Source organism: Chlorobiota bacterium, from assembly GCA_016710285.1.
GTDB lineage: Bacteria > Bacteroidota > Ignavibacteria > OLB7 > OLB7 > OLB7.
Genome location: JADJXR010000001.1, coordinates 3,388,118 through 3,414,797, shown reverse-complemented (window position 1 = coordinate 3,414,797; position 26,680 = coordinate 3,388,118). Strand labels below are relative to the sequence as shown.

23 protein-coding genes are annotated in these 26,680 nt (G+C 56.1%); 6 read left to right on the top strand and 17 right to left on the bottom strand.

Features of this window, described 5'->3' with window-relative positions:
* Positions 1-63 precede the first annotated feature (63 nt).
* The 11 genes from IPM61_12615 to IPM61_12565 form a co-directional block, all read right to left on the bottom strand.
* On the bottom strand, positions 64-423 hold the full coding sequence (locus IPM61_12615) for an MmcQ/YjbR family DNA-binding protein (GenBank protein ID MBK8912157.1): 360 nt from the start codon (positions 421-423) through the stop codon (positions 64-66).
* Positions 424-449: 26 nt separating this feature from the next.
* Positions 450-1,157, bottom strand: a complete 708-nt coding sequence (locus IPM61_12610; GenBank protein ID MBK8912156.1) for a (d)CMP kinase — start codon at positions 1,155-1,157, stop codon at positions 450-452.
* A gap of 49 nt (positions 1,158-1,206) precedes the next feature.
* On the bottom strand, positions 1,207-1,776 hold the full coding sequence (locus tag IPM61_12605; protein ID MBK8912155.1) for a heme-binding domain-containing protein: 570 nt from the start codon (positions 1,774-1,776) through the stop codon (positions 1,207-1,209).
* A 125-nt stretch (positions 1,777-1,901) separates the two neighbouring features.
* Positions 1,902-2,819 carry a metal ABC transporter permease gene (locus IPM61_12600; GenBank protein MBK8912154.1) on the bottom strand — a complete coding sequence of 306 codons (918 nt, stop codon included), beginning with the start codon at positions 2,817-2,819 and terminating at the stop codon, positions 1,902-1,904.
* Positions 2,820-3,005: 186 nt separating this feature from the next.
* Complete coding sequence (locus tag IPM61_12595) at positions 3,006-3,818, bottom strand: transporter (GenBank protein ID MBK8912153.1); 813 nt, start codon at positions 3,816-3,818, stop codon at positions 3,006-3,008.
* A gap of 10 nt (positions 3,819-3,828) precedes the next feature.
* Positions 3,829-5,124 (bottom strand): metal ABC transporter permease, encoded by a 1,296-nt coding sequence (locus IPM61_12590; GenBank protein ID MBK8912152.1) that lies wholly within the window; start codon positions 5,122-5,124, stop codon positions 3,829-3,831.
* Positions 5,121-5,894 carry an ABC transporter ATP-binding protein gene (locus tag IPM61_12585; GenBank protein ID MBK8912151.1) on the bottom strand — a complete coding sequence of 258 codons (774 nt, stop codon included), beginning with the start codon at positions 5,892-5,894 and terminating at the stop codon, positions 5,121-5,123. The genes IPM61_12590 and IPM61_12585 overlap by 4 nt, the downstream gene beginning before the upstream one ends.
* Positions 5,895-5,982: 88 nt before the next feature.
* Positions 5,983-6,906 (bottom strand): zinc ABC transporter substrate-binding protein, encoded by a 924-nt coding sequence (locus IPM61_12580; protein ID MBK8912150.1) that lies wholly within the window; start codon positions 6,904-6,906, stop codon positions 5,983-5,985.
* 48 nt (positions 6,907-6,954) lie between these two features.
* Positions 6,955-7,425, bottom strand: a complete 471-nt coding sequence (locus tag IPM61_12575; GenBank protein ID MBK8912149.1) for a hypothetical protein — start codon at positions 7,423-7,425, stop codon at positions 6,955-6,957.
* Positions 7,422-8,126: a metal-dependent transcriptional regulator gene (locus IPM61_12570; GenBank protein MBK8912148.1), complete on the bottom strand. Its 705-nt coding sequence runs from the start codon at positions 8,124-8,126 to the stop codon at positions 7,422-7,424. The genes IPM61_12575 and IPM61_12570 overlap by 4 nt, the downstream gene beginning before the upstream one ends.
* A gap of 451 nt (positions 8,127-8,577) precedes the next feature.
* On the bottom strand, positions 8,578-9,177 hold the full coding sequence (locus IPM61_12565) for a peptidylprolyl isomerase (GenBank protein ID MBK8912147.1): 600 nt from the start codon (positions 9,175-9,177) through the stop codon (positions 8,578-8,580).
* Positions 9,178-9,285: 108 nt separating this feature from the next.
* On the opposite strand from IPM61_12565, the gene IPM61_12560 reads away from it, so the two are divergent.
* Positions 9,286-9,990, top strand: coding sequence for a pseudouridylate synthase (locus IPM61_12560; GenBank protein ID MBK8912146.1), 705 nt, complete (start codon positions 9,286-9,288; stop codon positions 9,988-9,990).
* Here the strand turns inward: IPM61_12560 and tsaA are convergent.
* The 4 genes from tsaA to IPM61_12540 form a co-directional block, all read right to left on the bottom strand.
* Positions 9,972-10,790, bottom strand: a complete 819-nt coding sequence (gene tsaA, locus IPM61_12555) for a tRNA (N6-threonylcarbamoyladenosine(37)-N6)-methyltransferase TrmO (protein MBK8912145.1) — start codon at positions 10,788-10,790, stop codon at positions 9,972-9,974. The genes IPM61_12560 and tsaA overlap by 19 nt on opposite strands.
* 3 nt (positions 10,791-10,793) lie before the next feature.
* The gene (locus tag IPM61_12550) at positions 10,794-11,513 is read right to left on the bottom strand and encodes a hypothetical protein (protein MBK8912144.1); all 720 of its coding nucleotides are present in this window, start codon (positions 11,511-11,513) and stop codon (positions 10,794-10,796) included.
* Positions 11,514-11,608: 95 nt separating this feature from the next.
* Positions 11,609-12,985: a sigma-54-dependent Fis family transcriptional regulator gene (locus tag IPM61_12545; GenBank protein MBK8912143.1), complete on the bottom strand. Its 1,377-nt coding sequence runs from the start codon at positions 12,983-12,985 to the stop codon at positions 11,609-11,611.
* Positions 12,986-13,020: 35 nt separating this feature from the next.
* Positions 13,021-15,246 carry an FdhF/YdeP family oxidoreductase gene (locus IPM61_12540; protein ID MBK8912142.1) on the bottom strand — a complete coding sequence of 742 codons (2,226 nt, stop codon included), beginning with the start codon at positions 15,244-15,246 and terminating at the stop codon, positions 13,021-13,023.
* Positions 15,247-15,371: 125 nt separating this feature from the next.
* Here IPM61_12540 and IPM61_12535 point away from each other — a divergent pair, with 125 nt between their 5' ends.
* Positions 15,372-17,018, top strand: a complete 1,647-nt coding sequence (locus IPM61_12535; protein ID MBK8912141.1) for a hypothetical protein — start codon at positions 15,372-15,374, stop codon at positions 17,016-17,018.
* A 96-nt stretch (positions 17,019-17,114) separates the two neighbouring features.
* Positions 17,115-17,651, top strand: a complete 537-nt coding sequence (locus tag IPM61_12530; GenBank protein MBK8912140.1) for a GAF domain-containing protein — start codon at positions 17,115-17,117, stop codon at positions 17,649-17,651.
* A gap of 76 nt (positions 17,652-17,727) precedes the next feature.
* On the opposite strand, the gene IPM61_12525 is transcribed toward IPM61_12530, so the two are convergent.
* A complete protein-coding gene (locus tag IPM61_12525) occupies positions 17,728-19,599 on the bottom strand; it encodes a DUF262 domain-containing protein (GenBank protein MBK8912139.1) in 1,872 nt (623 codons plus the stop codon).
* A gap of 823 nt (positions 19,600-20,422) precedes the next feature.
* On the opposite strand from IPM61_12525, the gene IPM61_12520 reads away from it, so the two are divergent.
* Together IPM61_12520 and IPM61_12515 are read left to right on the top strand one after the other, a co-directional pair.
* Complete coding sequence (locus IPM61_12520) at positions 20,423-22,165, top strand: ABC transporter ATP-binding protein (protein MBK8912138.1); 1,743 nt, start codon at positions 20,423-20,425, stop codon at positions 22,163-22,165.
* Positions 22,162-23,937, top strand: coding sequence for an ABC transporter ATP-binding protein (locus IPM61_12515; protein ID MBK8912137.1), 1,776 nt, complete (start codon positions 22,162-22,164; stop codon positions 23,935-23,937). Before IPM61_12520 ends, IPM61_12515 begins: the two co-directional genes overlap by 4 nt.
* Before the next feature lie 103 nt (positions 23,938-24,040).
* On the opposite strand, the gene IPM61_12510 is transcribed toward IPM61_12515, so the two are convergent.
* Positions 24,041-25,366: a hypothetical protein gene (locus tag IPM61_12510; protein ID MBK8912136.1), complete on the bottom strand. Its 1,326-nt coding sequence runs from the start codon at positions 25,364-25,366 to the stop codon at positions 24,041-24,043.
* Between the two features lie 948 nt (positions 25,367-26,314).
* Between IPM61_12510 and IPM61_12505 the strand changes: the two genes are divergently transcribed.
* A complete protein-coding gene (locus IPM61_12505; GenBank protein MBK8912135.1) occupies positions 26,315-26,641 on the top strand; it encodes a hypothetical protein in 327 nt (108 codons plus the stop codon).
* Positions 26,642-26,680: the final 39 nt, after the last annotated feature.

Genomic DNA, 26,680 nt, shown 5'->3' with positions numbered 1-26,680 from the left:
AATCCAACAGATTTTTCCGAACCAAGTGCGAACTGCCCATCGGGCGGAAGCGGGCAGGACCGGTTACTGCGGGGGGAAAAGCTCCTTGCGGACCTTTTGCGGCAATCCGGAAACCACTAAATCGTAGGAGTGGTCAATCATTTGGCGGATTTCACGGGTGGGAATTTCGCCATTCATCACCACTGTGTTCCAATGCTTTTTGTTCATGTGATAACCCGGGCGGACAGATTCGTACCGCTCGCGCAGGTCCAACGCCAGCTCTGGCTTGCATTTTAGGTTCACGCTCAACGGCAAGCTATCGGTGCTGGCAAGGGCGAACATCTTCCCGGCAACCTTGAACACCAGCGTTTGGTTATCGAACGGCATACTTTCGTCCGTGTGCGGCTTGGCCAAGCAGTAGCTGCGGAAGGTGTCGAAGGTCATGGCTTCACAAGAAGGTGGCGGTGGTTTTACTGATGTTCGTTCTGCTGGTGCTGGGCTTGCCGGCTTGCAACCAACGCCAGCACTTTCTCCACCTGCTCCTCAATCGTCAGCCCCGAAGTATCAATCTCCACCGCGTCATCGGCTTTGCGGAGTGGGCTGTGGTGGCGGGTGCTGTCTTGGCGGTCCCGTTCGGCAAGTTCGTTGGCAAGATTATCCAGCCCAATCGCGGTCCCCTGGTGTTGCAGTTCAACATGGCGGCGCGCGGCGCGTGCGTCCAAATTGGCCACCATAAAAATTTTCAGATCGGCGTTTGGGAAGACCACGGTCCCGATGTCGCGGCCATCCATCACCACCCCACCTTGCTCCCCCATCCGTTGCTGCAACGCCACAACCGGCCCACGCACGCCGGCATAGCTGCTTACCAGCGAGACGTTCCGCGTCACCTGGGGGGTGCGAATTTCCTGCGAGACATCTTCGCCATCAAGCAGCGTCTGCAGGTTTCCGGTGCCGGGGTTGCGCACAAAGGCAATCTGGAGTGCGTTGGCAAGGGCACTAACGGCGGCTTCATCGGATGGGTCCAGGCCCCGGCGGAGCGCCGCCAACGTCACGGCGCGGTACATTGCGCCGGTGTCAATGTAGGTGTAGCCAAGCCGTTCGGCAACCAGCCGCGCAGTGGTGCTTTTCCCACTGGCGGCTGGCCCGTCAATCGCGATAACAAGGGTTTGTGTAGGCATTGAATATTTGGAGAACAACCGCGTAACATCAAGGAAACATCCACCCGCTTTAGCGGTGATGCTCGGGGATAAACTCCCGCTTCTCTTCCATTTTCTTCAGCTCGGCACTTTTTTCTGGGATTGCCCCCGAGTCGGCTGTTGTTGGGCTTGGCGCGGGTGGAGCGGTTAGTTGGCGGCGGGCATAATCGCTCCATTCTTTCAGGGCCGCTACGTCTTCGTTGCTCAGTGCTGCGTCGCCGTGGGTGATAAGATAGATCGGCAGCGGCATCTCCCGTTTCTGAACTTCTTCGGCAATCTCCTCCAACTTATGCTCCCGTTTTTCGGCGGGGCGGGTAAGCCACGTGGAGAAGTTGAGATGCTTCCGCCCTTCTTCCACATCATGCGCCACAAGCCAGGAGACAGGGGCGATGTTGCTGTACCAGGGCCAGACGGTTTCGTTGGAGTGGCAATCGTTGCAGGAGCGGCGCAGTATCTGCTCCACTTTTGGGGTCATTGTGGGATCGGCCCAGATGCTTTGGCCGGCAATGCTGGCCGGGTTTTCGCGTTCGGGACGGAAGAATTGAATGATGACGAAGGCAGCAAGCAGGCCAATGCCGATCCACTTCAAGGCTTTTTTCATGGGAGTAGCGCGTTGATATTGATTGTGCAAGGAACCGTCTTGATGATGGCTTGCTTGGCAAATGGGTAACGATGCAGACGGGTCCCACCACACTTGCTTTCACATCCAACATTCCCCGCCAATCCTTATCCGCCAGCCGCTGGCAGCTGTTCTCCGATTTCGGGCAAATGGCTTCGCGCCGCGGATTTCTGCTCCTTTATCGCCCACCATCGGCTTGCAATCGCCGCCAGCGCAAACTGCACCCCGGCAACCACTGCCATTGCTCCGGCAACCGATCCATCAAGAAGTGCTGCAAGATAGTATCCACCAACCGCCGAAAGAACCCCCGAAGCCACCGAAAGAACAAGCATTCGTTTCAATCGCTCGGTAAGAAGGTAGGCGGTGGCCGCCGGGGCAATCAACATTGCCACCACCAAAATTGCCCCCACCGACTCGAACGAAGCAACGGTGGTAAGCGAGACCATCCCCATCAACGCGTAGTGCCACAGCGCGGTGGAAATCCCAAGCGAGGCGGCCAGCGCGGGGTCGAACGAGACGATGGTCAGCCGCCGGAAGAACGCCACCACAAACACAAGGTTCAGCAGGAAGATTCCACCCACCACCCACACCGCACGCGGCCCAAGGCTTGCGCCGCTTCCGGTGGTGATCAGGTCCAGCGGGACGTAGGCAATCTCACCATACAGCACGCAATCCTGGTCCAGGTCCACCGCGCCGGCAAAGAGTGAGATCAGGATCACCCCAACAGCAAACAGCCACGTGAAGGTGATGCCAATCGAGGCATCCTGCTGCAATTTTCCGCTGCGGTGAAGCGCCTCGATCATCACCGAGGCGGCAACCCCCAGCACCCCCGCGCCAATCAGCATCGGCAACGGCGCGCGGCTTCCGGTCAGGAAAAAGGCAATGGCAATCCCGGGAAGCACGGCGTGGCTAATCGCATCCCCCAGCATCGCCATTTTCCGCAGCACCAAAAACGATCCCACCAACGCGCAAGCCCCCGCCGCCAGCGCGCCAGTAAGAATAATCCAGAATGCGTTGAGGTCCATGATGGAAACCAAAATAGAGTTAGAAGGGAAGCAGTTTCGACCCCCGACGGGGTTGATAACAGACGGGGTAGCGGCCCCGACCTCCGTCGGGGCCCAGTCATTTCTAGAAAGAAGACACCGAAGGCTAAAGACCTTCGGCTACCCCGACGAAGGTCGGGGCGGTCATTCCGACGAAGGTCGGGGCGGCTACCAGGCACTCAGCCGGAAGGAGACCCCTGCACTGGCGAAAAAATCCTCGACCGATTCGGTCAGGCCGATTCCTGCCGAGGCATCCAGCTGCACGTCATCGCTTGCGGCCCAGGTCAGCCCTCCATCCAGCGTATGCTGCGGCGGTCCCCCAGGCGAAAGCGTCCCGAACAGCTCAACAAACCCGCCAATGGTTTCGGCAAGATCGCTCCCAACCACCAGCGTGTAAATGCCGTCGGGAGGGTTTCCGGCATCGCCCCACTCGGCACCGATGTTGTACCCCAAGCTGAGTGACTTCCCCAGCGAGTGGCTAAGGGTGAAACGGAAATCGGGGAGAACGTAGCTGGGGCCGAACGGAGAATCGCCAACGGGGAGCGTGGTGTGAAGGATCAGCGATGTTTCTGGAAGCGGGCCATCTTCCTCGGCGATTCCGACTTTCACCCCAACGGCAACTGCGTCCATTCCTTCCAGCGATTCCACAACTGATTCTTCAATCGGCCCCACGCTTTGCGTTGCTTCCGACCGCTCCACCCGATACCCCCCTTCCAACCGAAGCTCCAGCCGCTCCAGCACGCCAACGCGAACAAGCGTGGAAGCAAGATTCAGGTTCTGCAGCGTCAGGGCAGCTTGGCCGGAAATCTGGGGGGGCGTGTGGCGGCCAATGCTTAGGCCCGTTTCAATCTGAAGAAATCCCTTCGGTATCACCCACGACGATTCCGTCTGGTCGGGGCGGTCGGTTGCCATCTCTTGGGAAAAAGTGGTTGCCGATGCCACCATCAGCAAGCCGAGAATGGAGAGTGGTTTCTGGGCCATCGGTATTTGGTTATTGATATGGAATTGCGCGTTGGTGGGGGTCGTTGGCGGGGCGGTTCAGCACGGCCTCTAACTCAGCTTCCAGCTCGGGGGTAAGCACATGCTCGATTGACTCGGCATCGTCGTGAACATGGTCCGGGGCAATGCTGACGTGCTCGGTCAGATACACCTCCCACAGGCGATGAAGCCGCGTCACTCTGCGCCCTTGCTTCTCCCCTTCTTGGGTCAGTTTCCATCCGTTTTCGGTCCGCTGGATAAACCCGCTACGGCGCAGCACCCCCAGCCCACGAAGTGCCTGGGATTCCGGGATTCGGCGGCGGCGCGCAACGTCGGCGGCGGTGTGAAGGCGGAACATCCCCCCAGGCTCCTCGCCAAGCTGATACAAGGTTTTCAGGATATTCTCCTCCAACGTTTTGCGGCTATTGCGGCGGTTACGCAGGACCCGGGCAATCACCCCACGGCGCGGGGCAGCAAGCAGCGACAGAAGGAAGATGAGCGTTCCAGCGGTGACGATCCAGGGGCCGGTGGGCATTCGCGGCGCAACGTAGCTGACAAAGGCCCCGCCGTAGCCGGCCGCCGCGCCGAAGATTCCGGCCAAAAGCAGCATCACCGTCAGGCGGTCGGTCCAGTAGCGTGCGGCGGCGGCGGGGGTAATCAGCATGGCGGCCATCAGCACCACCCCAACGGCTTGGATTCCAACAACCACGGCAAGGACCAGCATCGTGGTCATGGCAAGCTCCAGCCCGCGCACCGGAAGGCCGATCGAGCGGGCAAAGTCAGCATCGAACGAGATGGATTTGAACTCCTTGTGGAGCAACACAATCCCCACCACCAGCCCCAAACTGACCGCGCCGAACACCACCACATCCCCCGTCACCAGCGATGCGGCCTGGCCGAATAGGAATTTATCCAGCCCGGCTTGATCCGCCGATCCGCTTTTTTGAATCCGCGTCAGCAGCAAGATTCCCAGGCCGAAAAAGACGCTAAGGACGATCCCGATTGCGGCATCCTCGCGGATTTTGGAGCGGCGGACAATCAGGTCCATTGCCACCATGCTAAGCCACCCGGCAATGGCCGCGCCAACCAGAATCACCGCCGGGTTTTTCACCCCGGTCAGCATGAACGCAACCGCAACCCCGGGGAGCGCGGCATGGGCAACGGCATCGCCCACCAGCGAGCGTTTGCGAAGAAAGGCGTAGCAGCCAATGGCCGCTGAGCCAATCCCCAGCAGCATCGTCCCCAACACCACCACGCGGATGTTGTGTTGGCGAAGCAGGAAGAAATCCAGAAGGTCGGATTCGCTCATAGCGGGTCCCGCTCCTTCCGTTGTTCGTGGCGTATCAGGTCCGCAACTTCTGTCAGAAGGTTCAGCCGCCCGCCGTAGGTTTTTTGCAGAAGCTGGTTGGTGAAGGCTTGCTCCATTGGGCCAAAGGCAATCAGCCGCATATTCAGCAGCAGTGCCCAATCGAAGTAATCTTGGACGGTTTGCAGGTCGTGGTGAACAACGATGACGGTTTTCCCCAGGGCGCGCATCTGGCGAAGAAGCTCAACAATGGCGGCCTCGGTGGCGGCATCCACCCCGGCGAACGGCTCATCCATCAGGTACAGGTCCGCATCCTGGGCAAGCGCGCGGGCAAGGAACACCCGCTGCTGCTGCCCACCGGAAAGCTGCGAAATCTGCCGGTTGGCGAACTGCTGCATCCCCACTTTGTTCAACGCTTCGTGGGCGGCTTCAACGTCGGCACGGCGGGGGCGTTGGAACAACCGCAACCGCCCGTAGCGGCCCATCAGCACAACGTCCAGCGCGTCGGTGGGGAAATCCCAATCCACCGAGGTCCGCTGCGGGACGTAGGCCACACGCTGGCGGGCTTCGGCAAGGCCCTGCCCAAAAAACCGGACGTAACCACTGGCCGATGGGATCAGCCCCATTGCGGCTTTAATCAGCGTTGATTTCCCCGCTCCGTTCGGCCCCACCACCGCAATCAGCTTCCCCTCCGGCACGGTGAAATCAATGTCCCACAGCACGGGCCGGCGGTTGTAGCTGACGGTGAGGTCGTGAACTTCCAGCGGGGAAATTCCTGGCGATTCCACTCCTTCCGGCCTATGTTCTTTTCCGTTCTTCATGCCATTCTCCATTCCATCCATCTCCATTAATCCATCTCCATTATTTCAGCGCGTTGACGATGGTGTTGACGTTGGCGGAAACCATGCCGATGTACGTCCCTTCTGGGGTCCCTTTGGCCCCCATGGCATCGGAGAAAAGCTGGCCGCCAATCGTCACGTTCTTCCCTTTGGCCTTCACCCCCTCAACTACAGCTTCAATTGAACGGCGCGGAACGCTTGATTCCACGAACACGGCCTTGATGTTCCGGCTTGCAATCATCTCAACCAACGCCTGAACATCGGCCAGCCCGTACTCACTCACGGTGCTGATTCCTTGCAGGCCGCGCACCTCGATGCCGTAGGCTTGGCCGAAGTATCCAAAGGCATCGTGGGCGGTTATCAGCACCCGGCCTTCGTTGGGGATGGTGGCGATATGGTCCCGCACCCACCGGTCCAGCGAGTCCAGCTGCCGCACGTAGCGTTCGGCGTGCTGGCGGTAGCGCGCTGCGTTGGCCGTATCCTGGGCCTGCAGCGTCTGGGCAATCTTCCGGACCCCTCCCTCCCACAACTTCACGTCGAACCAGATGTGGGGGTCGTGGTTGCCGTTGAACTCGGGCGGGGTGCGAAGTTTTGCGGGGTCCACGCCGTCGGCCACGGCCACCACTGGTTTTGTGCGGGCAAGTTTCTGCAGCACTTCCACCATTTTTCCTTCAAGGTGCAGCCCGTTATAGAAGATGATATCAGCCTCGGTCAGGAGCGAGAGGTCTTGCTGGGAAGCCTTGTAGAGGTGGGGATCCACGCCGGGTCCCATCAAGGCGGTGATGGTGGCGGCAGCGGAGTCGTCGCCAACGATGTTCCGAACCGCATCTTCAATCATGCCGGTGGTGGTGACGATCCGAAGTTTTTTTGGCTGCGGGCTATCGCTTCCGCCGCCACATCCGGCAAACAGAAGAACGGCAAGGAGAAGGAGAATCTTGAGTTTCATTGTTGATATTGGATTATGATTTCTGCTGACCCAAAGCCCAGCCCGTTCCTACTTAAAGCGAATGGAGCGGAAATACTCCCTTAGCCGAACCAGCAGCGATTTCCGTTGCTTGGTGCGGCGGGCGCGGACTTCAAGCAGCTCCTCAAGTGCCCCGTAAAATCGGCTTGAACCAAATGGAGCCTGCTCCACGCGATGCCCCCATTGCTGAAGCTGGAAGTACATGGTTGTGGCGGCCACGGGGTTCATCGTGTGGACGATGAAGGCTCCGGCGGGCAATCCCTTTGCCCCAATCCACCGCACCACCTCCATTCCCGTATCCTCGCGGCTGCTGTCAACAAAGGTCTCCCCCCCCAAATCGTGGTCCAGCAGAACGAGGTCGAATTGCCGGTTGGCCAAGGCCTCGATACACTCGTGGGCGGTTTCCACCACGGTGAGTTCGAACTCATTCCGCATCACTTGCTCGCGGAAGGTCGCGATCCGGCGGTGGTCATCGTCCAAAAACAGCACCCGTTTTTTCACTTCTTCCCCCCTGATTTCTTCTTGGCTTGGCGTACCGAGCTTCCTGGAACCAGCTCCACAAAAACGCTTTCGGCCAGTTTGGCGGAGATAACGGATTCGCGCCCATCGGCCACCAGCCGCACCGAGCCGTCGAACTGAATCCGCTCAATCGCCTTGATGTGGGAACCAAGCGAAAGCCCCACCATCACCGCGTAGCGAAGCAGTTCTGGGAACTCGTCGCTTACCCGCTGCACCGTCCCCTCCTCCCCGGGCTGAAGCTGGCCAATCGGGGTCAGGATGCGGACGGGGACCACTCCATCGCGGGTGGGAATGGGGTCGCCGTGGGGATCGTGCTGGGGGTGGCCCAGGAACTCATCTAAACGCTCGGTAAGCTCATCGGAGCGGATATGCTCCAGCTGGTCGGCAAGGTCGTGGACTTCATCCCAGGCAAAGTGCAAGTGCTGGATCAGGAACACCTCCCACAACCGATGCCGGCGGGTGATGCGCGTGGCAATCGCCAGCCCAGATTTCGTCAGCGCCACCCCTTTGTACTTCTGGTAGCTGACCAGCCCAAGCTCGTCCAGCTTCCGCAGCATATCGGTGACCGCTGCCGAGGTGACGTTCAGCTCCTTTGCCAATGCGGCGTTCGTGGCTTTCAGATCCCGGCTTTCCAGCTTGTACAGCGAGCGGAGATAATCTTCTGTGGTCAGGTTAAGATTCATTGTTAAGCGTACTTAAAAGCAAAGATAGGCAATGTGATGTTCGGTTGTCAAGTGGTGGAGAAAATTGGTGAGGAGAATTGGTGAGCCACGCCGCAGCATCCGCACGGAAGCAAGGGGGGCAAAACGAAACAAGGGGAACCAGCGTTGGTTCCCCTTGTTGGATTTCGGTTGGGCAGAAACGGAGCCGCTTTCCGATAATGGGTGGCAATTGATGATTTTCCCTGCTCTCCCACTGTCACCATTACCATCTTGGCAGCTTCGCCCCGGCCGCAAACCGTGTTCGGCGCTCAATCCTACCATCATAAAGACAACGATAGGGGCGAAAGTTCTCACCCCCCCCAAAAAAAAATCTGCCGTGGCGTTGTGCGTGCCACGGCAGATTGAGAAAGCATGAGCAAGCTCACCATCGTGGAAGCCGAAGGAACTGGCCAGCGGCTGCCGGGCGGTTTGCTCAGTTAGTTTTTTTCGGGGCGTTCTTCCCGCGCACCGTTTTTTGGACCAGCTTCTCGACCTTCATATCAATCCGCTGGAGCGGGTTATCGGTGTTATCCCTTTGGGCGTTGACGATTTTATCAACCACCTCCAACCCTGTCACCACCTGCCCATAGACGGTATATTGGCCGTCAAGGTGGGGGGCATTGGCCACGCAGATGAAGAACTGCGATGCCGCGCTGTTGGGGTCGGCGGTGCGGGCGGCGGAAAGGATGCCACGGACGTGCGAGATTTTGTTGAACTCGGCCGGGATCTTCCGCTGCGAAGGATCGCTAATCCCCCACGTGTTGCGCGGCGCGTTCGGGTTCTTGGAGTTCATCCCTCCCCCCTGAATCATAAAGCCAGGGATCACACGGTGGAACGCTGTCCCATCGTAGAATTTTGCGGCAACAAGGCTGTCGAAATTTGCGCAATGCTTTGGCGCAACGTCGGGAAACAGCTCAATCACAATGTCGCCAAGCTGCACCCCCGCCTGGGTGACGTGGAAAACGTACCTGGGTCGCGTAACGCCTGCCGGTGGCGCAGGAACGGTTTGGGCGGCAGCGGTGGCAATCATCATCAAGGCTGCGGCAATCAAGCCAAATGGTTGTTTCATCGTTAGTTCTCTTCTCCGTCGTTTATTGGTTGTTGGTTTGTTTGGAACAGGGATCATATTTCCGAGGCAATGATGGAAGAACATCAACAGCATCATCTAGAAATTCTTGCTGAAAACGGGGCCTATGTGGCCGTCAACAAGCCGTGTGGCTTGCTCACCGTCCCCTCGGCACTGGCCACCGACAAACGGACGTGCATGTCGGTGCTGCGGGACCGATTGGGGGAATGGGTCTATCCCGTTCACCGGCTGGACCGCGCCACCAGCGGTGTGCTGCTGTTTGCCCGGGGGCGCGAGTCGGCAAAAATCCTTGCGGAGGCTTTTGCCAGCCGCAACGTACTAAAAACCTACACCGCAGTGGCGCGCGGGCATCTGCACGAAGAAGGGACGATTGACCACCCGATTGCCGAGGAGAAGCATGGCACGCCGGCCCAGGCCATCACCCATTTCACTCCCCTTGCCCGCATCGAGCTTCCGATTCCCGTTGGCCGGTACGCCACGGCACGCTACACGCTGCTGTCACTTACTCCATTAACCGGGCGGAACCACCAGATTCGCCGGCACCTTGCGCACCTGCGCCATCCGATTATCGGCGACACAATCTACGGCGACGGGCGGCACACCGCGATGTTCCGGCAACAACTTGGAATCCATCGGCTGATGCTCCATGCTTCCTCAATCACCCTTCCCACGATTGATGGCTACCCGCCGGCCACCATCTCCGCGCCAATTCCCGAAGAGTTCGCCACGCTGTTTCCCGACTACTTCCCCCAACGCTGATGGAAGGCACGGTGCGCCGATTCCTGATGGAGCGTCCCGGCCCGGGCCGGATCGGAAATCGCCGCCGGCGAATAACCGCTGGCGATTTCCTCGATCACAATTTCCATTCCCTGCCAGGTAAATTTCAGCCGCCAGGAGCGCACGGCCAACTCATATCCATGCTCAGAAATCTGCTTAATCCGGCGGTAAGGATGCGGGTGGGGTGCGCGCCGAAGCAAGGCAACAGCGGCGGAGAAATCAACTTCGCATTCCTGCTCTAAAAATTCCCGTTGTTGGGCGGATAGCAGGCTCCATTCAACGGTGAACAGTGGATCGGCACGCAGGTCATCATCCAGAGTTTCCAGCCACCCTTCGGCGGCAGCCGGGTGCGCCTCGATGGAAGGTAGATACGGCTTAATATCAAGAATTGGCGTTCCGTCCAGAAGGTCGGGGGAAGCAACGCGAAGGGTGCGGCCACGAATTTCCAACAATCGGAGAAGCGATAATCCGATTGGATTTGGGCGATGCGGGGAACGGGTGGAAAAAACCCCGCGCCGCGTTAATCCGCCACGTGGCGGAAGCACCGTGGGCCGCCAACCGCTGGACTGATCGAACCAAAAAATCACCCAAATAAATTCAAACCCCTGAAGGTCGCGCAAGGCTTGCTCGAAATTTGCACCTTCATGGAGGGTGATAATTCCTTCATCGGGTGTTTCTGCAAGAGTAGGTTGGCGCGGTGCCTCCGATTTACGACGATAGCGCGTTGCAATCACCCCAATTTCAGTGGCATGGAACGTGCGGTGTGGCGATTTTCCGTTCATCTATTACTCCCCCACCGAACGGAACGGAACAGTAAGGGCCGGGGTTGTTTGATTATTGAAGAAAAATACTACGTGATAATTTCCGGCGGTCAATCCATTTTCCAATGTTAGGGCAAACACCACCGATTCCTCGCCGCGCCGAAGAACGATTGGCACGCGGTCAATTTCGCCATTGCCATCCTGGACCCAGCTTGCGGTTAATGTTGTTTTTGGGGGAACGTCAGCCAGCCGAAGGTGGGCGTAAATTGCTGAAGTATTGAGCGAAAAACTATCACTCCGCTCCTTCCCCTGCGGATCTGTCGAAAGGAACGCGTTGGAAATTTGCGCCCCTTTGGAAATCACTTTGAACGTCAGGGTTTGGTTGGGTTGCGGAGTTTTTTTCTTATCAGGGTCAATGAAAATTTCCAGCTGATAATTCCCCGCCGGCAGTGGCGACGTTGGTCGCAGGGATAAATCAACATATTTGCTGTTGGGCGCAGCCGATACCGTTACTTCGCCAATCACCTTTCCGCTTTGTATTCCTGGGACGCGGGCCACACTCCATTTCCCCTGAATTTTTGCAGCACTTTCGCTTTGCTGAAAAACCAGCACGCACCGAATGGCGGAGTCGGTTGATGAAAATTCTTTGGTGGGATTGCCTGGGGTTCCATCTGCGCCAACGGCGCGGCACAGCACCGCATCAAGAAGCTGCGGTGGGCCGGAGGGCTTCCCGCATCCAGCCATTGCGAAGGCAATAAGTATGAAGAGAAATAACCGGATGGAGTACACTGGGGATTGCGATTGTGGTACGGTTCTACTTGCTGAAAGAATGATCGCTTTTACACCCGCACGTCATATTTTTTTATCATCTCATACATCGTCGAGCGGCTTATGCGAAGTTTTTTTGCGGCTTCAAGGATATTCCCTTCGGTGACTTTTAAGGCATGCTTCACCGCCTGCTCCTTTAATGTTTCCAGAGGGATAATCATGCTTTGATTTTCGAAGACTGAGTCCATCGGAACGGCAACGCTTGCTCCTTCGCTAAATGCACGCACGGCAAGGGGCAAATCTCCTTCGGTAATCATATCATCTTCGCAGAGCAGTATCGCCCGCTCTATCGCGCTTTCAAGTTCGCGGACGTTGCCGGGCCAGGGGTAATCATACAGCATTTTAATTGCTTTCCGGGAGATTGTTCGGATTGCTTTCCCTTCACGCTTGCTGTATGTTTTCAGAAAATGCTCGGCCAATAGCATCACGTCGGCCCTGCGTTCGCGAAGCGGAGGGAGCATAATGGGGAACGAGGCCAGGCGGTAGTATAAGTCTTCCCGGAATTCTTTGTTTTGGCTGGCCTTAACCAAATCGCGGTTGGTTGCCGAGACGATGCGCGTATCGCTGGTTAGCACCTCGATCCCGCCAACACGCTCGAACTGTTTTTGCTGGATTGCCCGCAGCAATTTGGCTTGCAGGTTCATATCCAACTCCCCAATCTCATCAAGAAAAATAGTGCCACCATTGGCTTGCTCGAATTTCCCAATCTTCCGCGCCACCGCTCCCGTAAATGCCCCTTTTTCATGGCCGAACATTTCGCTCTCAATCAGGTCTCGCGGAATTGCGGCACAATTGACAGCAATAAAAGGGCCGTTTTTCCGCTTTCCATTAAAATGGATTGCCCGCGCAATCAACTCTTTTCCCGTTCCACTTTCCCCCTGGATTAGCACTGATATATCACTGTTTTTTGCTTTATGCACCAGCTTCAGCACATTTTCCATTGGCCCTGCCGAGGCAATGATATTCTCAAAACTACCGGTCTCGGCAACGCTGTCGCGAAGTTGATGAAGCTCACGTTTTAGCGAGTGCATCTCCAAAGCGTTGCGAACCGCCAGCTCTAGTTTATTCAGGTCAATGGTTTTGGGGAAATAATCCATTGCTCCCAGCTTGATGGTCTCCACCACAACATCAATTTGCCCCTGTGCCGAAAGCATGACCACCGGAAGATCAGCGTCGCGTTTGCGAATTTCCCGCAATGTCTCCACCCCGCTCATTCCGGGAAGCATCACATCCAGGATAACAAGGTCGGGGCCTGCGTCCAACGCGTCAAGGCATTGCTCCCCGCTGGTGAACAGCTGGATGGTGTATTCCCATTTGGTCTTCAACCAATGCTCCATCAGGCGGCGAACGCTGTGGTCGTCGTCAACAACGTAAATCAAGGGTTTCATAGTTGGCCGGAATTGTTGCGCAGCGTTTTGGCCGCTTACCAGGTTTGCGGTTTGTGCTCGGTTCCGCTTTGGCTTGGCACCAGCGTCACCAGCACGTTTTTGAATGCCGGAGTACCGCTGGCGGAATCTACAGAAGTTGGGACCAGGACGTTTGCCTCGGGATAGTACATGGCCGCGCATCCTTCGGCGATGGAGAACGCCACGGCCATGATGTTTGGCATTGCTCCGGTGGCCGAAACCACGGTGATGCGCTCCCCTTCGGCTATCCCCAACCGCCCCATATCGTGGGGATGGAGCAAGATAACATCCCGCGCCGGTTGATTGCGGTAACGATCATGTTCTTCATACACCACCGTGTTGAATTGCCCCTCCGAACGGATGGTCATCAAGCGGAGCTGGCCGGGGCTGCGGTCGTCGGGGGGTGTGGGGACCGCAACGAACCGCGCACGCCCGTCGGGAAACGGAAACTCTGGATGGTGGCGCACGCGATCTTTCACATGGAACTCATGTTTGGTGCGGCCAATCTCCGCAACCTTGTCGTATCCCGGAACCACTTGGGCCATCACCCGCCGCACGGCATCGTGGTTCCGCAGCGCGCGGAAATCAATCGGCCCATCGGGAAGCAAATGGCCGCCAATGGTGGTGATAATCTCCACTTCCGAACGGAGGTCCCCCAACGGCCTGCGCATCCCGCCATCGGACAGGCGAACAAAACTGAACATGCTCTCCTGCGTGGTGGCCTGCATCTCTTCATCGCGCACAACGGTTGGCAGCACGATTGCCCACCCCCCTTCCCGCTGCGGCGCAACGCAAACATGGCCTTGATTCAGCTTTGTGCTGATGGTGACGCAGTGGCGAATGCGGCCCAGCGCACGCCCGGCGTAGGCAAGGTCGGGGCTTGCGGCGTAGAAGTTGCCGCCAAGAAGAATCGCCACATCAATTTCATCGCGCCCGGCGGCGTGAAGCGAGCGGATGGAGTCCATCCCTTTTCCGCGTGGCAAGGGAAGCCCGTACAATTCCTCCATCGCTTTCAAGAATCCTTCTTTCAGGTCGGGGGCGAACCCGACTGAGCCGATTCCTTGCACGTTCGAGTGGCCACGGATTGGCATCAAGCCTGCGTTCCGGCGGCCCACCATGCCGCGTGCAAGCGCAAGGTTGGCAATGGCCAGCACGTTGTCGGCCCCATGCTCGTGGTGGGTGATCCCCATGGCCCACATAAAAACGGCGTTGTTGGCGCTGGCGTACATTTTCGCGACGCTCTGGATCAACCCCACACTCACCCCGGCATTGGCAGCCAAATCTTCCAGCGATTCTTCCCGCAGCGACGCGGCCAGTTCTTCCCAGCCGCTGGTGTAGCGTTCGATGAACTCAGTGTTGGTTTCCGAAAATGCAATAACAGCCTTGAGGACTCCTTTCAGAAAAGGGATGTCGCCGCCGATTCGTGGCTGGATGTAGAGGTCGTTCACCTGCGAGCCAAACAGCAGCGAACCAACCCGCGATGGAACGTTGAAACGCTCCAACCCGGTCTCCCGCAGCGGGTTCACCACCACCACTTTCCCTCCGCGTGCCCGAATTCCCACCAGCGTTGTGATAAGCCGGGGGTGGTTGCTTGCCGGGTTTGCGCCAATCAGCAGCACAAAATCGGAATGCTCAACATCCTCCAACGTGACGGTTGCCGTCCCCGACCCGATACTCCGCGCCAACCCAACGCCGCTGGCTTGGTGGCAGTAGAACGAGCAGTTGTTGACGTTGTTGGTCCCATACACCCGCGCCAACCATTGCAGCAGGAACGCGGCCTCGTTGCTGCTTCTTCCCGATGAATAAAAAAAGGAGCGGGAAGGATCGGTCCCTTTCATCGCCCCGGCAATCAGCCCAAACGCTTCCTCCCACTCCAACCGGCAGTAGCGGTCCTCACCCGCACGATGGATGATCGGATAGGAAAGGCGGCCCAGATTCTCCAGCTGGCGCGGGCTTAGCTTGGCAAGTTCGGAAACGGAGTATTGGTTGAAGAAATCGGGGGCGATTGGGGGCTGCATATCGGCGGCCATTGCCTGGACGCTTTTTTTGCAGAACTCCGGGAACTGGCCCGCCTCGTTGGTCATCCCGCCACGCTGCCCTCCCATTCCGTAGGCACAGGTCTTGCAGGCGTTACGCGATTTCATTCGCCGCCAAAACTCTATCGGCCCGCCGTCGGCCGCAAACGCTTTTTGAATTGTGTATCCAATGGAGGCAAAACCGCCTCCGGTTCTTACTTTGCTCATGGGTAGAAGCTACGTCCTCTCGATCAGTTCTTTCAATCCTACAACGGGGATGAATTTACGCCCCGGAACCGATTGCTTGCTACTGGATTTTTAAGCCAACGCACATTTTCCCGCTGATTTTCCGCATGGCCATCCGCTCGATCGCTCCCCCTTTCCTGCAACATCGCTCCGTGCAGCTTGCGGTCGTGATTGGGGCCACGGCGTTGCTGCTTCTGCCGATGCTCTGGATTGGGTTTATCAACGACGACGCGGCCTATATCAGCCTCTTCTTCCGCGACAACGCCCCCGACCCGCTGCGGCTGCTGACAAGCGCGGGGATCACCGAGGATTACTACCGCCCGCTAAGCGAGCTTTCCAGCGCGGTGGATTTTTGGCTGTGGGGCTGGAACCCCGTCGGCTTCCGGCTGACGAATCTGCTGCTTCATCTTCTGGCCACGGGGTTGGTGTTTCGGTTGGCGGAGCGGTGGTTCGGCGCCCCCTTTGTTCCGTTTGCTGCCGCGCTTTTTTTTGGGCTGCTTCCGGTCCACGAAACCTCCATCCTTTGGATTCCGGGCCGCACCGATTTGCTTTGCGCTGTCTTCTATCTTGGCTCGGTCTGCAGCCTGACCACATATGCCAGAAGCAACAAATGGAGGGATCAATGCTTGGCGTTGCTGCTGATGTTGCTGGCACTTCTTTCCAAGGAGATGGCCTTTTCCCTTCCGCTCATTCTTGTCCCGGTGGCGTGGTGGGTTGACCGTAAGCAAGGGGTTCGGTGGCAGCCGAATCGGACTTTTCGGATCGTCGCTCCATTCTTCCTTCTTGCCGCTGGCGTTGTGGCGGCGCGCTGGCTGCTGCTGGAGAACAATATGCTGTTCGGCGGAAACGGCCCCCACACCGATACCAACATCCTGCACCTTGCCCGCAACTTGGGGATGTTCCTTGCTGCGCTGGTTATTCCAACGGGGCTTTATCAGTTGCAAGGATTGCTGGCCGCGCATCCAACAGCGGTCGCCGGGGGCGGGGCCATTGTGGCCGCTGCCGCTGCGTGGGCCGCGTGGCGGAATCGGGGGCGGCTTCTTCCGTTGCTGCTTCCGGCTGCGTGGGTGCTTCTTTCCCTCCTTCCCGTTTCGCGGTTGATGATGCGGTGGTATCTCTACATCCCCTCGGTGGGGTTCAGCATTGGGCTTGCGTGGGCGATTGGCCAGCTTGCCCCGCACCGCTGGCGATTGCGCGCCGCGCTGGCCGGGGGCGTTGCCCTGCTGTACGCCGTGGTGCTTCTGCTTGCCACCGCCCAGTGGATTTTTGCAAGCCGCATTGCCGATTCGCTGGTGGTCCAGCTTCGCCGTGACCTTCGCGGCAGCAGCGGGGCCGACACGATCTACGTTGCATCCTTGCTTGCCCGTATCCAAACGGTTCCGGTGTTTCATCTTGGGTTCCAGAAAACACTGCAACGGGCATTGGGGAACGATAGCCTTGTGGTGGGAACATGGGGAAGATTTGTGGCCGACCGCTACCCGTCGCGCATCAGTTACCGCTACGACTCTGCCCGGGGAAACATCCATCTTTCTGCCGATGATGGCGGATATTTTTTGCTGGGGGGAAACGCCCTCCAGGCGGACAACGGACGAATGGCCGCGCAGGTGGAGACCGATGCAGGAAGCGGGACCGTTACCATTAACCGCGTTTCGGAAAGTGGCCAGCCAAGCGCGATCACCGCTCCGCTTCCAAGCCGGAAGCGGCATCGCTCCATCATCTTTGATGGATCCCGGTTTGTGGTGATTCAGCCATGATGCGTGGCCGGGAGCGGAGACGCTGAGCCATTGCTCAACCTCACTGGCAGAGTTTGCCAGAAATCAGCAACGATCAACCAATCAACCGTTACCGACATGGACACCAAACAACTACGCTGCGCCGAGCTTCTGGAATCGGTTCACGCAGCCTTCACAGCGGACCTTCCCGCCGATCGCCAACTCCGCAACGTGCTGGAGCTTGTGCTTCAGGAATATGGGGGCGTGGTTGGCTCCATCCATCGCCTTGACCAGCTGGCGAACCTTTTGCGATTGGAGGCGGAGATTGGGATTCCCCCGATGTTGCTGCAGAAAGTGTCAGCCATCCCCATCGGAAAAGGGATGGCCGGGCTTGCTGCCGAGCGGCGCGCTCCGGTGCAGGTCTGCAACCTGCAGACCGATGCCTCGGGCGTTGCAAAACCATCGGCGCGGGAGACCGGGGTGGAAGGCTCCATCACCGTTCCGATCATGCTGGACGGAGAACTGCTTGGCACGCTTGGAATAGCCAAACCAGCCGAGCATGAGTTCACCGAAGAAGAAACCCGTTGCTTAATGAGCGTTGGCGAGGAAATCGGGAAGCGGTTTCGGATGAGGGAGCGGTTTCGCCCTTACTGCAACAGGGTTCAGCATGAGTAACGAGCATTCTTGATGGAACGCCATGGATGCCCAATTTCCCAGATACCGCTTGGTCTTGCGTAAGGTGAGGTAGTAATTATAATAACACAGTAGAGTTTATATTTTTTTTGATTTGCAGAAAGGATTTCAGACTATTGCCTTTATAGTATTGCATCAACAGGTCTATTGTTCGTTCTTGGTTTGCTTTAATTGCATCAATGTCCCAATTCAGATTAGCAATAAAAATGAAATTCGTATTGGCTCTTGTTTCAATTGCTCCATGATATTTTGTTTTTTTCTCATTGAACAGCTTATTACTTAATGATGAATTTTTGTTTTTATCAATAAGTACAAGGTTGCCCAATCTATGAACCCACTCTTTATGTTTTGCTGGATGAACAGTCCATTGTGTCCCCTCAATTTTCTGTGGCATCAAATGCTCAATAGAAGATGAATCTTTGTTGTATTGCAGAATAGTTGATGGATTACCCATAATCAAATCCATTTTTAACAGTAAGTATCTTGTCTTGTTGATTCTTGTACCGGAAAAGCTCCCCCATTTTTCGGTGTTAAGTAGAATAGCAAAATCATCAATATCAATTGGTTTATCTGAGGAAATTTCATCATCATAAAAATCATATTGTAAGCATGGATCATTGAGCAAATCTTCGACCGCTTCGTCTATCGTTAATTCTTTCTTTTTCACCAAATCAGAATATGATTCAATTTTACGAAGGATAATAAAAGTTCTTGTTGACGACTGCCTGCGACCCAACAACCAGCCAATCGAAAACAGATTGTCAATTTTGATTAAGAATTCGACAATTCTTGTATCACCAAAGCATTCACGATAATGCATGAGAGGAGTGATATATTGACTACCATAAACACTTGAAAGAATAAAATTTAGATTACTAAAAAGGTTTAGACTTTCTCTGTTCGTTATACTACCGTTAGTGATGGCTTCATAGTGCTTCAAATACTTACCGACATAGTCAAGAGTGTCCGTCCCCTTTGTGAGCATGTTGCGTTTGAACATAAACTCAAATGCTTTAGTCAAACTTTTGTTGTCATCGCTACGATATTTCATCTTAATAAACACCAGTGACCAAAGAAAATCATCGAATCCTTTGTAAGGAGCCGCAATTGAATTTTCGAAATCAGACCATTTTGAAGCGTATAGCTTTCTCAATTCATCATTCTCGATTACTCTCAGATTTTGTGCTCTTAAAATATCACTTACCTGCAGTTGGAGCCCTCTGCTGTTTAACACAGTAAATAAATTATAAGCATCATCTAGATTGTTTGGTGTAGCTAAGTAAAGTGCAAGTACTTTAGTTGAAAGATATTTATAGAAATCGGCCAAATATTTTTCCTCACTTCCTTGATTTTCACTAAATTTATAAATCCACCATTTTTTCATTATTAAAATCCCTGATGCCATATTTTTTATTGAAGCACCAGATTTTGGACTATTGATAACGTCTTCAATTTCGTTAACCTTGAGAGTGCCTCCTAAATTAATAACATAATTATCTAAAAAGTCTTTATCGTCTCGTATTTCAAATTCAATTCTATTTCGTGCAGGAATATTATTATAATCATCTGCCTCTTGAATAAGCCGTTTTTGAACATTCTCTTGAAGCTTAACTTCGATCGAAATGTCCCTAATAACTCCATGTAATAAAAATAAAGTAATGAATCGTTGCTGCCCGTCTAAAATATCTTGATATACATACTCAATATTTCTACTCGCTCTTTCTTGTCGAGTGTTCCAAATCATGCAGCCAAGGAAATACTCTTTATTGCTGTCAGTTTCCATTGCCTTGCTTACATCTTCAAGGAATGCACTAATTTGTTCATCCCCCCAGACATAAGGTCGTTGATATTCTGGAATATTAAAAAACTGTTCAGCACTAAAAATATCCTTGATGTATTTCTTCCCAGTGGTTAGTGTTGTGTTGTTCATCATTTGATTTGAATTTATCTACCGTACCCTATACATTCAGACTCCCCACGAACATATCCCAGTCTTTTGCGTGATTGCCTGTGCGCTACGTTCGATAGGTGTCGGGCTTGGTCAGCGTGATGTGTGATGTTCTTGCGGGCACCCTGAGATGCCGACTCTGACAATGGTTCGATGAAGAACCACCCCAATGTACAAAGAGGCCGCAAATGTACAACCAGCTGCACAGGCTTATAGCTTGCCGAACAATCAGTAAAAACCTCCCCCGGAAACTTTGGCCTGATTTTTGTGTTTGGGGCAACATCACGCTGCCGGGGCGGGTGCAAGGTGCGCCATGAGCCGGGGCGAGTCATACGTTCAAACCATAAGGAGGCTGTTGCCATGTTATTTACCATCATTACCACCGCATTCGCATCGCGACCACGCAATTCGGTTATGGCGCTCAGGGCGTAAGTTCATCGGAAGACCCGTTTTCCCATTTGGCTACAACGCGCTGGGGGCTGTTCTACGCAGGCCACAGAAGCGTTGTATTCGCTGCAATCCGCAGCACCACCCCGCTTCTTCCCACGCTACACCTGCCGCAGAACACCAGCCCTTCGCTGCGGACGTTGCCTTCTGGCATACCTGCTTCTGCTTGAGCATTCGCCGCCCAACATACGCCGCTCTTTTTTTAACCGACTGACGGAACCAGAGTACCATCGCAACCGGCATCACACGTTGCCCAGGTTGACCATCGCGTGACACTACGGCACGGGCTGTGCCATTGCTTCGCACGCGACTCCGCTGTTTTTCATCACACCAACATCTGGAGAAAGAGAGACGTTCCATGAAGATTTCACTACGGCGATATGCTGACATTTTCCTGAAGTACTTGCGGCCGCAATGGAAAAAAGCCGCCGCGCTGTTCCTGCTGCTACTTGCCGGAATCGGACTTCAGCTGCTGAATCCGCAAATCCTGCGGCACTTTATCAATACCGTTCAAACCGGAGGGGATGGGACCGAACTGGTTATCACCGCCCTCCTATTCCTTGCCGCCGCGATTGGCACGCAAGGGCTTTCCATGCTGGCCACCTACGTGGGGGCCGATGTGGGCTGGCGCGCCACCAACATGCTGCGCCAAGACATGGCCGAGCACGCCCTGCGGCTTGACATGGGATACCACAACGAACGCACCCCGGGCGAAATGATCGAGCGGATTGATGGCGACATCACCGCCCTTTCCAACTTCTTCTCCCAATTCGTGGTAAAGGTTCTGGGAAGCGCGCTGCTGCTGGTGGGCGCGCTGGTGATGCTCTTCCGCGAGGACCCGATTGTTGGCGCGGCTCTGACCGCCTTCACCATTTGCGCCGCGCTGGTGCTGAACAGCCTTCGCGATTACGCGGTGGCGGCCTCGGCCCAGGAACGCCAAGCCAGCGCGGATCTGTACGGATTCCTTGAAGAACGCCTTGCCGGCATTGACGACATCCGCGCAAACGGTGGCGGATCCTACACCATGCGCCGCTTCCACCAAGTGATGGGGGGCGTTGCCCGAACCGGAAAAAACGCCTGGCTGAAACGCTCGGTGATGTGGGTGGCGGTGATGGGCCTGTTCGCCATTGGCGACGTGCTTGCGCTGGGGCTTGGAATCTGGCTGTTCCAGGGGGGAACCATTATGATCGGCACGGTCTATCTGATCTTCCAATACACCGATCTGCTCCGCACGCCAATCGAGCAGATCACCCACCAGATGCAGGACCTGCAGAAGGCCGGCGCAGCGGTGGGCCGCGTGGAGGAGATGATGAGGGAACGCGCCAGCATGAAGGATGGCCATTTGCCACTTCCCCACAACGGAGCGATGGAGGTCCGCTTCCATAACCTCACCTTTGCCTACGGCCAACGCCCGGTCCTGAAAGGGATCAACTTCACGCTGAAGCCGGGGACGGTGGTGGGGCTGCTGGGGCGAACCGGAAGCGGGAAATCCACGCTGACCCGATTGCTCTTCCGGCTGTACGACCCAACCTCGGGCGCGGTGCTGATTGACGGGAACGACCTTCGCGACGTTCGCCAGCGCGACCTTCGCAGCGGCATCGGAATGGTGACGCAGGATGTGCAGTTGTTCCATGCCACGCTTCGCCAAAACCTTACGTGGTTCGACGACTCCATCCCCGACAGCAGAATCTGGGAGGTGGCGGACCTGCTTGGGCTGCGTAACTGGTTTGGCCGTTTCAGCGATGGGCTGGATACGGTGCTGGCAACCGGTGGCGGCGGGTTTTCGGCGGGGGAAGCGCAGTTGCTCAGCTTTGCGCGGCTGTTCCTTCGCGACCCCGGATTGGTGATTCTTGACGAGCCATCATCAAAGATGGACCGCGCAACCGAGCAGCTTCTGGAAGGGGCAATGGCGCGGCTGACGCAGAACCGCACGGCAATCATCATCGCCCACCGCCTCTCGACCGTGGCCCGCGCCGATGAGATCATGATTCTTGAAGATGGACACGTGCGCGAGCATGGCAAGCGCGAGCTGCTGGAGATGGACACGACATCACGATACTACCAACTGCTTCAAACCGGATTAGAACAGGAGTTAGCATGACAACCGGAACATACATCATTGGGTTTATCCGCTACCGGCCCTGGCTGTTCGCGCTGAACTGCCTTTGCTGGGGGCTATTTCACAGTGCCCCAATCTTCTTGGGGCTTATCACCAAAGCGATTTTCGACACGCTAAGCGGGAAGGCTTCCGCCGAGTTTGGATTGTGGACGCTGCTTGCCTTGCTGGTGGTGACAACCGGAGCGCGGCTTGGGGTGATGCGGGTTGGAATCCACGCTTGGTCAACCTTCCTTTATACCATCGAGGCGTTGATGCGCCGGAATATGCTGGAGTGGCTGGTCCAGGGGCCGGGGTCACGCCGGCTGAAGGACTCACCCAGCGAGGCCGTCAACCGTTTCCGCGACGACGTTGAGGACGTGATGCACCTGGTGGAATCGGGGACGGATGCCAGCGGGTTTCTTGTCTCGCTGGTCATCAGCGTTATCATCATGGCGAACATCGCCCCGGAAATGACGCTGGTGGCGTTGGCTCCGCTGGCGGTTATCAGCTACTTCAGCTACCGCATGGGGGGCCGCATGAGGAAGTACCGCCGCGCACACCGCGAAGCAACCGGGCGGGTGACTTCGTTTATTGGCGAGACGTTCAATGCCGTCGGGACCGTGAAGGTTTCGGCGGCGGAGGAGCGGATGATGAGCCATTTCAGCAAGCTGAACGAGCAGCGGCGCGGCGCGGCGCTGAAGGATACGTTGGGGCGTGAGTTAATCAACAGCGTGAACGAAAATATGGCGAACATCGGGATTGGCATTGTGCTGCTGCTGGCCAGCGAAGCGATGCGAACCGGGTCCTTCACCGTGGGCGATTTTGCGCTGTTCGTGATCTACATGGGGCGCATCAGCGGAAGCATGAGGTTTGTGGGGAACATGATCTCCGAGTATCGCCGCGCTGGGGTTTCGGTGGAGCGGATGAACGACCTTCTGCAAAACGCGCCGCAGCAAAAACTGATGGAGCACGCGCCGGTGTATCTGCACGATACGCTGCCGGAGGTCCCGCGGATCACCCGTGGCACGCGGCACAAACTCTACACGCTGGAAGGGGTTGGGCTGGGCTATCACCACCCGGGCACCGAGCGTGGGATTGCAGATGTTTCGCTACGGGTGCGGCGGGGATCGTTCACGGTTATCACGGGGCGGATTGGCGCGGGGAAAACCACCTTGCTGAAAGTCCTGCTGGGATTGCTCCCTCGCGACACGGGGGAAATCTACTGGAACGGGAAGTTGGTGATGGACCCCGCCACCTTCATGTCGCCGCCGCGAACGGCCTACACGCCGCAGACCCCACGGCTGTTCAGCGATACCCTGCTGGACAATATCACCCTGGGCCAACCAATGCCCGCCGACCAAGTGGCCGAAGCGTTGCACCTTGCGGTGATGGAGCATGATATCCGGCTGCTGGAGCATGGCCTGCAAAGCACCATCGGGCCACGCGGCGTGAAGCTCTCCGGCGGCCAGATGCAGCGGACAGCCGCAGCGCGGATGTTTGCGCTGCAACCGGAACTGTACGTCTTCGACGACCTTTCCAGCGCGCTGGATGTGGAGACCGAACGCACCTTGTGGGAGCAGATTTTCCAGCAACGGGAAGCAACCTGCCTTGTGGCCTCGCACCGCCGCGCCGCACTGCAACGTGCTGACCACATCATCCTGTTGAAGGAGGGGAAGATAGAATCGCAGGGGACGTTGGATGAACTGCTGGCAAGCAGCGATGAGATGCAAGGATTGTGGTATGGTGAGCTGGCCGAGGAAGAAGGAGCCTCGTAGAAAAACCTCCGGAAAAGTGCGCGATAACCAAGCGTCCCACAACACAAGCAAAAGTGTTGTGGGACGCTGTTGTTTTTTTAGGAAGGATCAGCCAACCACCTCGCTACCTCTGCACCACAATCGTCGCGCTGCGGGTTCCGATGCGAACCAGATAGACTCCATTGCTTAGGCCGCCAAGGTCCAACACACACTCGCCGCCTTCGCCAAATCCCTGCTGCATCACCCGCTCTCCGTACTGGTTCACCACTTCCAACTCCTTCCCTTCACATCCTCCTTCACACTCCACTCGAACACGACCACTCGATGGGTTCGGGTAGGCACGCAACTCCCCCGAACCCTCCATTGCAACCCGCCCAACAACAACCCCGCTCGACTGCTCGTTCGTTAGCAATGCTAAATACGGTATCCGTATCCCCTGCTGCTCGTCTGGAGACTCTTCCCAGATCAGCAACGTATCTGACCATTCAATAAAATTCGATCCCCCAATCAATGGCCACTCACCCTTTACCTCCCCGCTTCTTGCGTCCAATCGCATCATCCCGTTGTTCGAGGAATCCCACTGCCCAGGCAAGGATTGATATGGCTTCCGACTAAACAACCCCGAGACCATCAACCCACGCGGCGATAGCTCCAAACGGGCGGCTCCGGTGTTCGTTGGCACTGGATACTTCGGCAACCACCGTAGCTCCCCGCTTGTCCGGTCGTATCCCCCAAAACCATTCCCATCTCCAATAATCGGACGGATCATCGGCGTCACCTCCTTCCCTAACCGAATCCCCGATACATAGACCAGCGTGTCGCCCACCGCCAGCGATTGCACCGTGGCACGCGGCGGGAACATCGGTCCCTCCTCCAATGCCTCGCCACTGACCCCATCCAGCACCGCAAAACCGTTCCGAGGCTTCCCACCAATGGTGCTGAAAAGCCCGCCAACATACAGCCGGCCATCGCTGTAGGCCATTGCCGCTACCGGGCGGTTCGGGTTTGCTTGAAACGGCAGCAGCGCTCCGCTCTGCGGGTCCACTGCGGCGATATACCTCTGCGCCACCCCGCCGATGCTGTCGAAGGTTCCCATGATGTAGATCGCTTGGGGGTGGCAACAATATCCCTGGATCACGCTGTCGGGATACTCACCATTGACGACCGATGGGTTCCAGGGGAGGAGTTCGTGGGTGGTGGCATCGAAGGCGCAGAGCCGCGAGCGGGGAACGCCACCAACGGAATCGAAGACACCCCCAACATAGAGGGTTGAGCCTTGAAGTGCCAACGCATGGATGTGCGTATAGGTCAGATAGAAACTATCCGGATCCATCCGGCTGCGGAAGCCCGGGTCCCACGGCGAGAGTGCTCCTGTGCGGAGGTCAACCTCAGCAATTCCGGATCGTGCCGTCAGCGGTTGGCCGATTGTACCGATTCCGCTGATCGCCATTAACACTCCGTCCTCCGATGCACCAAGAAAACCAGGTGATACAAGGTCTATGATGCTATTTCTATTAATCCTTGTATAGTTGGAGACGCTTGGATTCCAGGGGAGCAATTGGCCCGTGGTGGTTGCAACTGCCCCAATCCCCCGAACCGGGATGCCCCCGATATTATTGATACTGCCTGCGCAATACGCAATCGTATCCACAACCTGGATAAAATATAATGTTGGGACAACTCTGTCCGCTGTTGGCTGCCACCCCTTGTTGGGGTTCCAGGGCAACACCTTGCCGCTCTCTGCGGAAAATGCTGCCATGCCGTTACGCGGCTCATCGTTCATTGATGAAAAAAAACCAACCGTATAAATCACCCCACCCACTATCGTCATGTCAGCAATAAAAAACGGATGGCCTGGCTTCTCCAATAATAGTGGAGATGGTTTCCATATCCCTTCCTCTGCCGTCTCTATGTTCATGCTTCCATTGACAGTGAATAATTGGTCTTTCCATAAGAGTATTTTTTTGTTGATATAAAATGAAAAGTGATTTGTCAACCGATCTGGTATCGGTTTCGGCCACGGCTGCAACTCACCCTGGCCTTTCGAGACCCGTGCTATCCGCTTCTGATAGCTGCCAGAGACTGTGTCGAAAAGCCCGCTCATAAAGACTGCGGTATTCGACACCACTATGGAGTGTATAGAATTATTGACCCGTGGTTTCCACTGCAGGATTTCTCCGGTAGATATCCGGAGTGCTGCGGCATATTCACGTTCTAGGTCATTCATAGAAAAAAATCCACCAGCAACATAAAGAGTATCTCCATCGGCAGCCATTGTGTTGATCCCACTGGCTCCATGTCCTGAGTCTTTAAATTTCAGGGGTATTTTCTGTTTTACGTTCCCATCTGCACCAAGCCACTGGAGTGTTCCATAATTTCTACCGAGGAGCGCGCTATCTTGGATATAGACCAACCAACCACCGTTGTACGGGATGGCAGCTTCGACATTTCGTGGGAAGAAGAAGCGAGGATTGGGTTGTGCGGTGTGGAGATCGAACAGTGCGGTTCCTCCGTTCCATCGGGCAAGCTCGGTGAATTTCCCTGCAAAAATCAGGCGATCATGAATTTTCGCGACATCCAAGACTCCATTATCGGGAGCTGGGAGCAGTGGCTGGACTTCCCATTGCTGCGCCATTGCGGGGGAAAAGAACGCGAGGAGCAGAAGGAGCAAAAGTGGGCGAGACATGGAAGTTGTAGCGTTCATTGTAGTTGTGGTTTTTCGTGAATGGGTTAGAGCATCCGGCAGGTAAATGCTTACCTGCCG

Bases quoted from the DNA above. Each gene is read 5' to 3' on its own strand.
- IPM61_12615 (MBK8912157.1), bottom strand. From the start codon at position 423: ATGACCTTCGACACCTTCCGCAGCTACTGCTTGGCCAAGCCGCACACG.
- IPM61_12610 (MBK8912156.1), bottom strand. From the start codon at position 1,157: ATGCCTACACAAACCCTTGTTATCGCGATTGACGGGCCAGCCGCCAGT.
- IPM61_12605 (MBK8912155.1), bottom strand. From the start codon at position 1,776: ATGAAAAAAGCCTTGAAGTGGATCGGCATTGGCCTGCTTGCTGCCTTC.
- IPM61_12600 (MBK8912154.1), bottom strand. From the start codon at position 2,819: ATGGACCTCAACGCATTCTGGATTATTCTTACTGGCGCGCTGGCGGCG.
- IPM61_12595 (MBK8912153.1), bottom strand. From the start codon at position 3,818: ATGGCCCAGAAACCACTCTCCATTCTCGGCTTGCTGATGGTGGCATCG.
- IPM61_12590 (MBK8912152.1), bottom strand. From the start codon at position 5,124: ATGAGCGAATCCGACCTTCTGGATTTCTTCCTGCTTCGCCAACACAAC.
- IPM61_12580 (MBK8912150.1), bottom strand. From the start codon at position 6,906: ATGAAACTCAAGATTCTCCTTCTCCTTGCCGTTCTTCTGTTTGCCGGA.
- IPM61_12570 (MBK8912148.1), bottom strand. From the start codon at position 8,126: ATGAATCTTAACCTGACCACAGAAGATTATCTCCGCTCGCTGTACAAG.
- IPM61_12565 (MBK8912147.1), bottom strand. From the start codon at position 9,177: ATGATGATTGCCACCGCTGCCGCCCAAACCGTTCCTGCGCCACCGGCA.
- IPM61_12560 (MBK8912146.1), top strand. From the start codon at position 9,286: ATGGAAGAACATCAACAGCATCATCTAGAAATTCTTGCTGAAAACGGG.
- tsaA (MBK8912145.1), bottom strand. From the start codon at position 10,790: ATGAACGGAAAATCGCCACACCGCACGTTCCATGCCACTGAAATTGGG.
- IPM61_12550 (MBK8912144.1), bottom strand. From the start codon at position 11,513: ATGGCTGGATGCGGGAAGCCCTCCGGCCCACCGCAGCTTCTTGATGCG.
- IPM61_12545 (MBK8912143.1), bottom strand. From the start codon at position 12,985: ATGAAACCCTTGATTTACGTTGTTGACGACGACCACAGCGTTCGCCGC.
- IPM61_12540 (MBK8912142.1), bottom strand. From the start codon at position 15,246: ATGAGCAAAGTAAGAACCGGAGGCGGTTTTGCCTCCATTGGATACACA.
- IPM61_12535 (MBK8912141.1), top strand. From the start codon at position 15,372: ATGGCCATCCGCTCGATCGCTCCCCCTTTCCTGCAACATCGCTCCGTG.
- IPM61_12530 (MBK8912140.1), top strand. From the start codon at position 17,115: ATGGACACCAAACAACTACGCTGCGCCGAGCTTCTGGAATCGGTTCAC.
- IPM61_12525 (MBK8912139.1), bottom strand. From the start codon at position 19,599: ATGAACAACACAACACTAACCACTGGGAAGAAATACATCAAGGATATT.
- IPM61_12520 (MBK8912138.1), top strand. From the start codon at position 20,423: ATGAAGATTTCACTACGGCGATATGCTGACATTTTCCTGAAGTACTTG.
- IPM61_12515 (MBK8912137.1), top strand. From the start codon at position 22,162: ATGACAACCGGAACATACATCATTGGGTTTATCCGCTACCGGCCCTGG.
- IPM61_12510 (MBK8912136.1), bottom strand. From the start codon at position 25,366: ATGGCGATCAGCGGAATCGGTACAATCGGCCAACCGCTGACGGCACGA.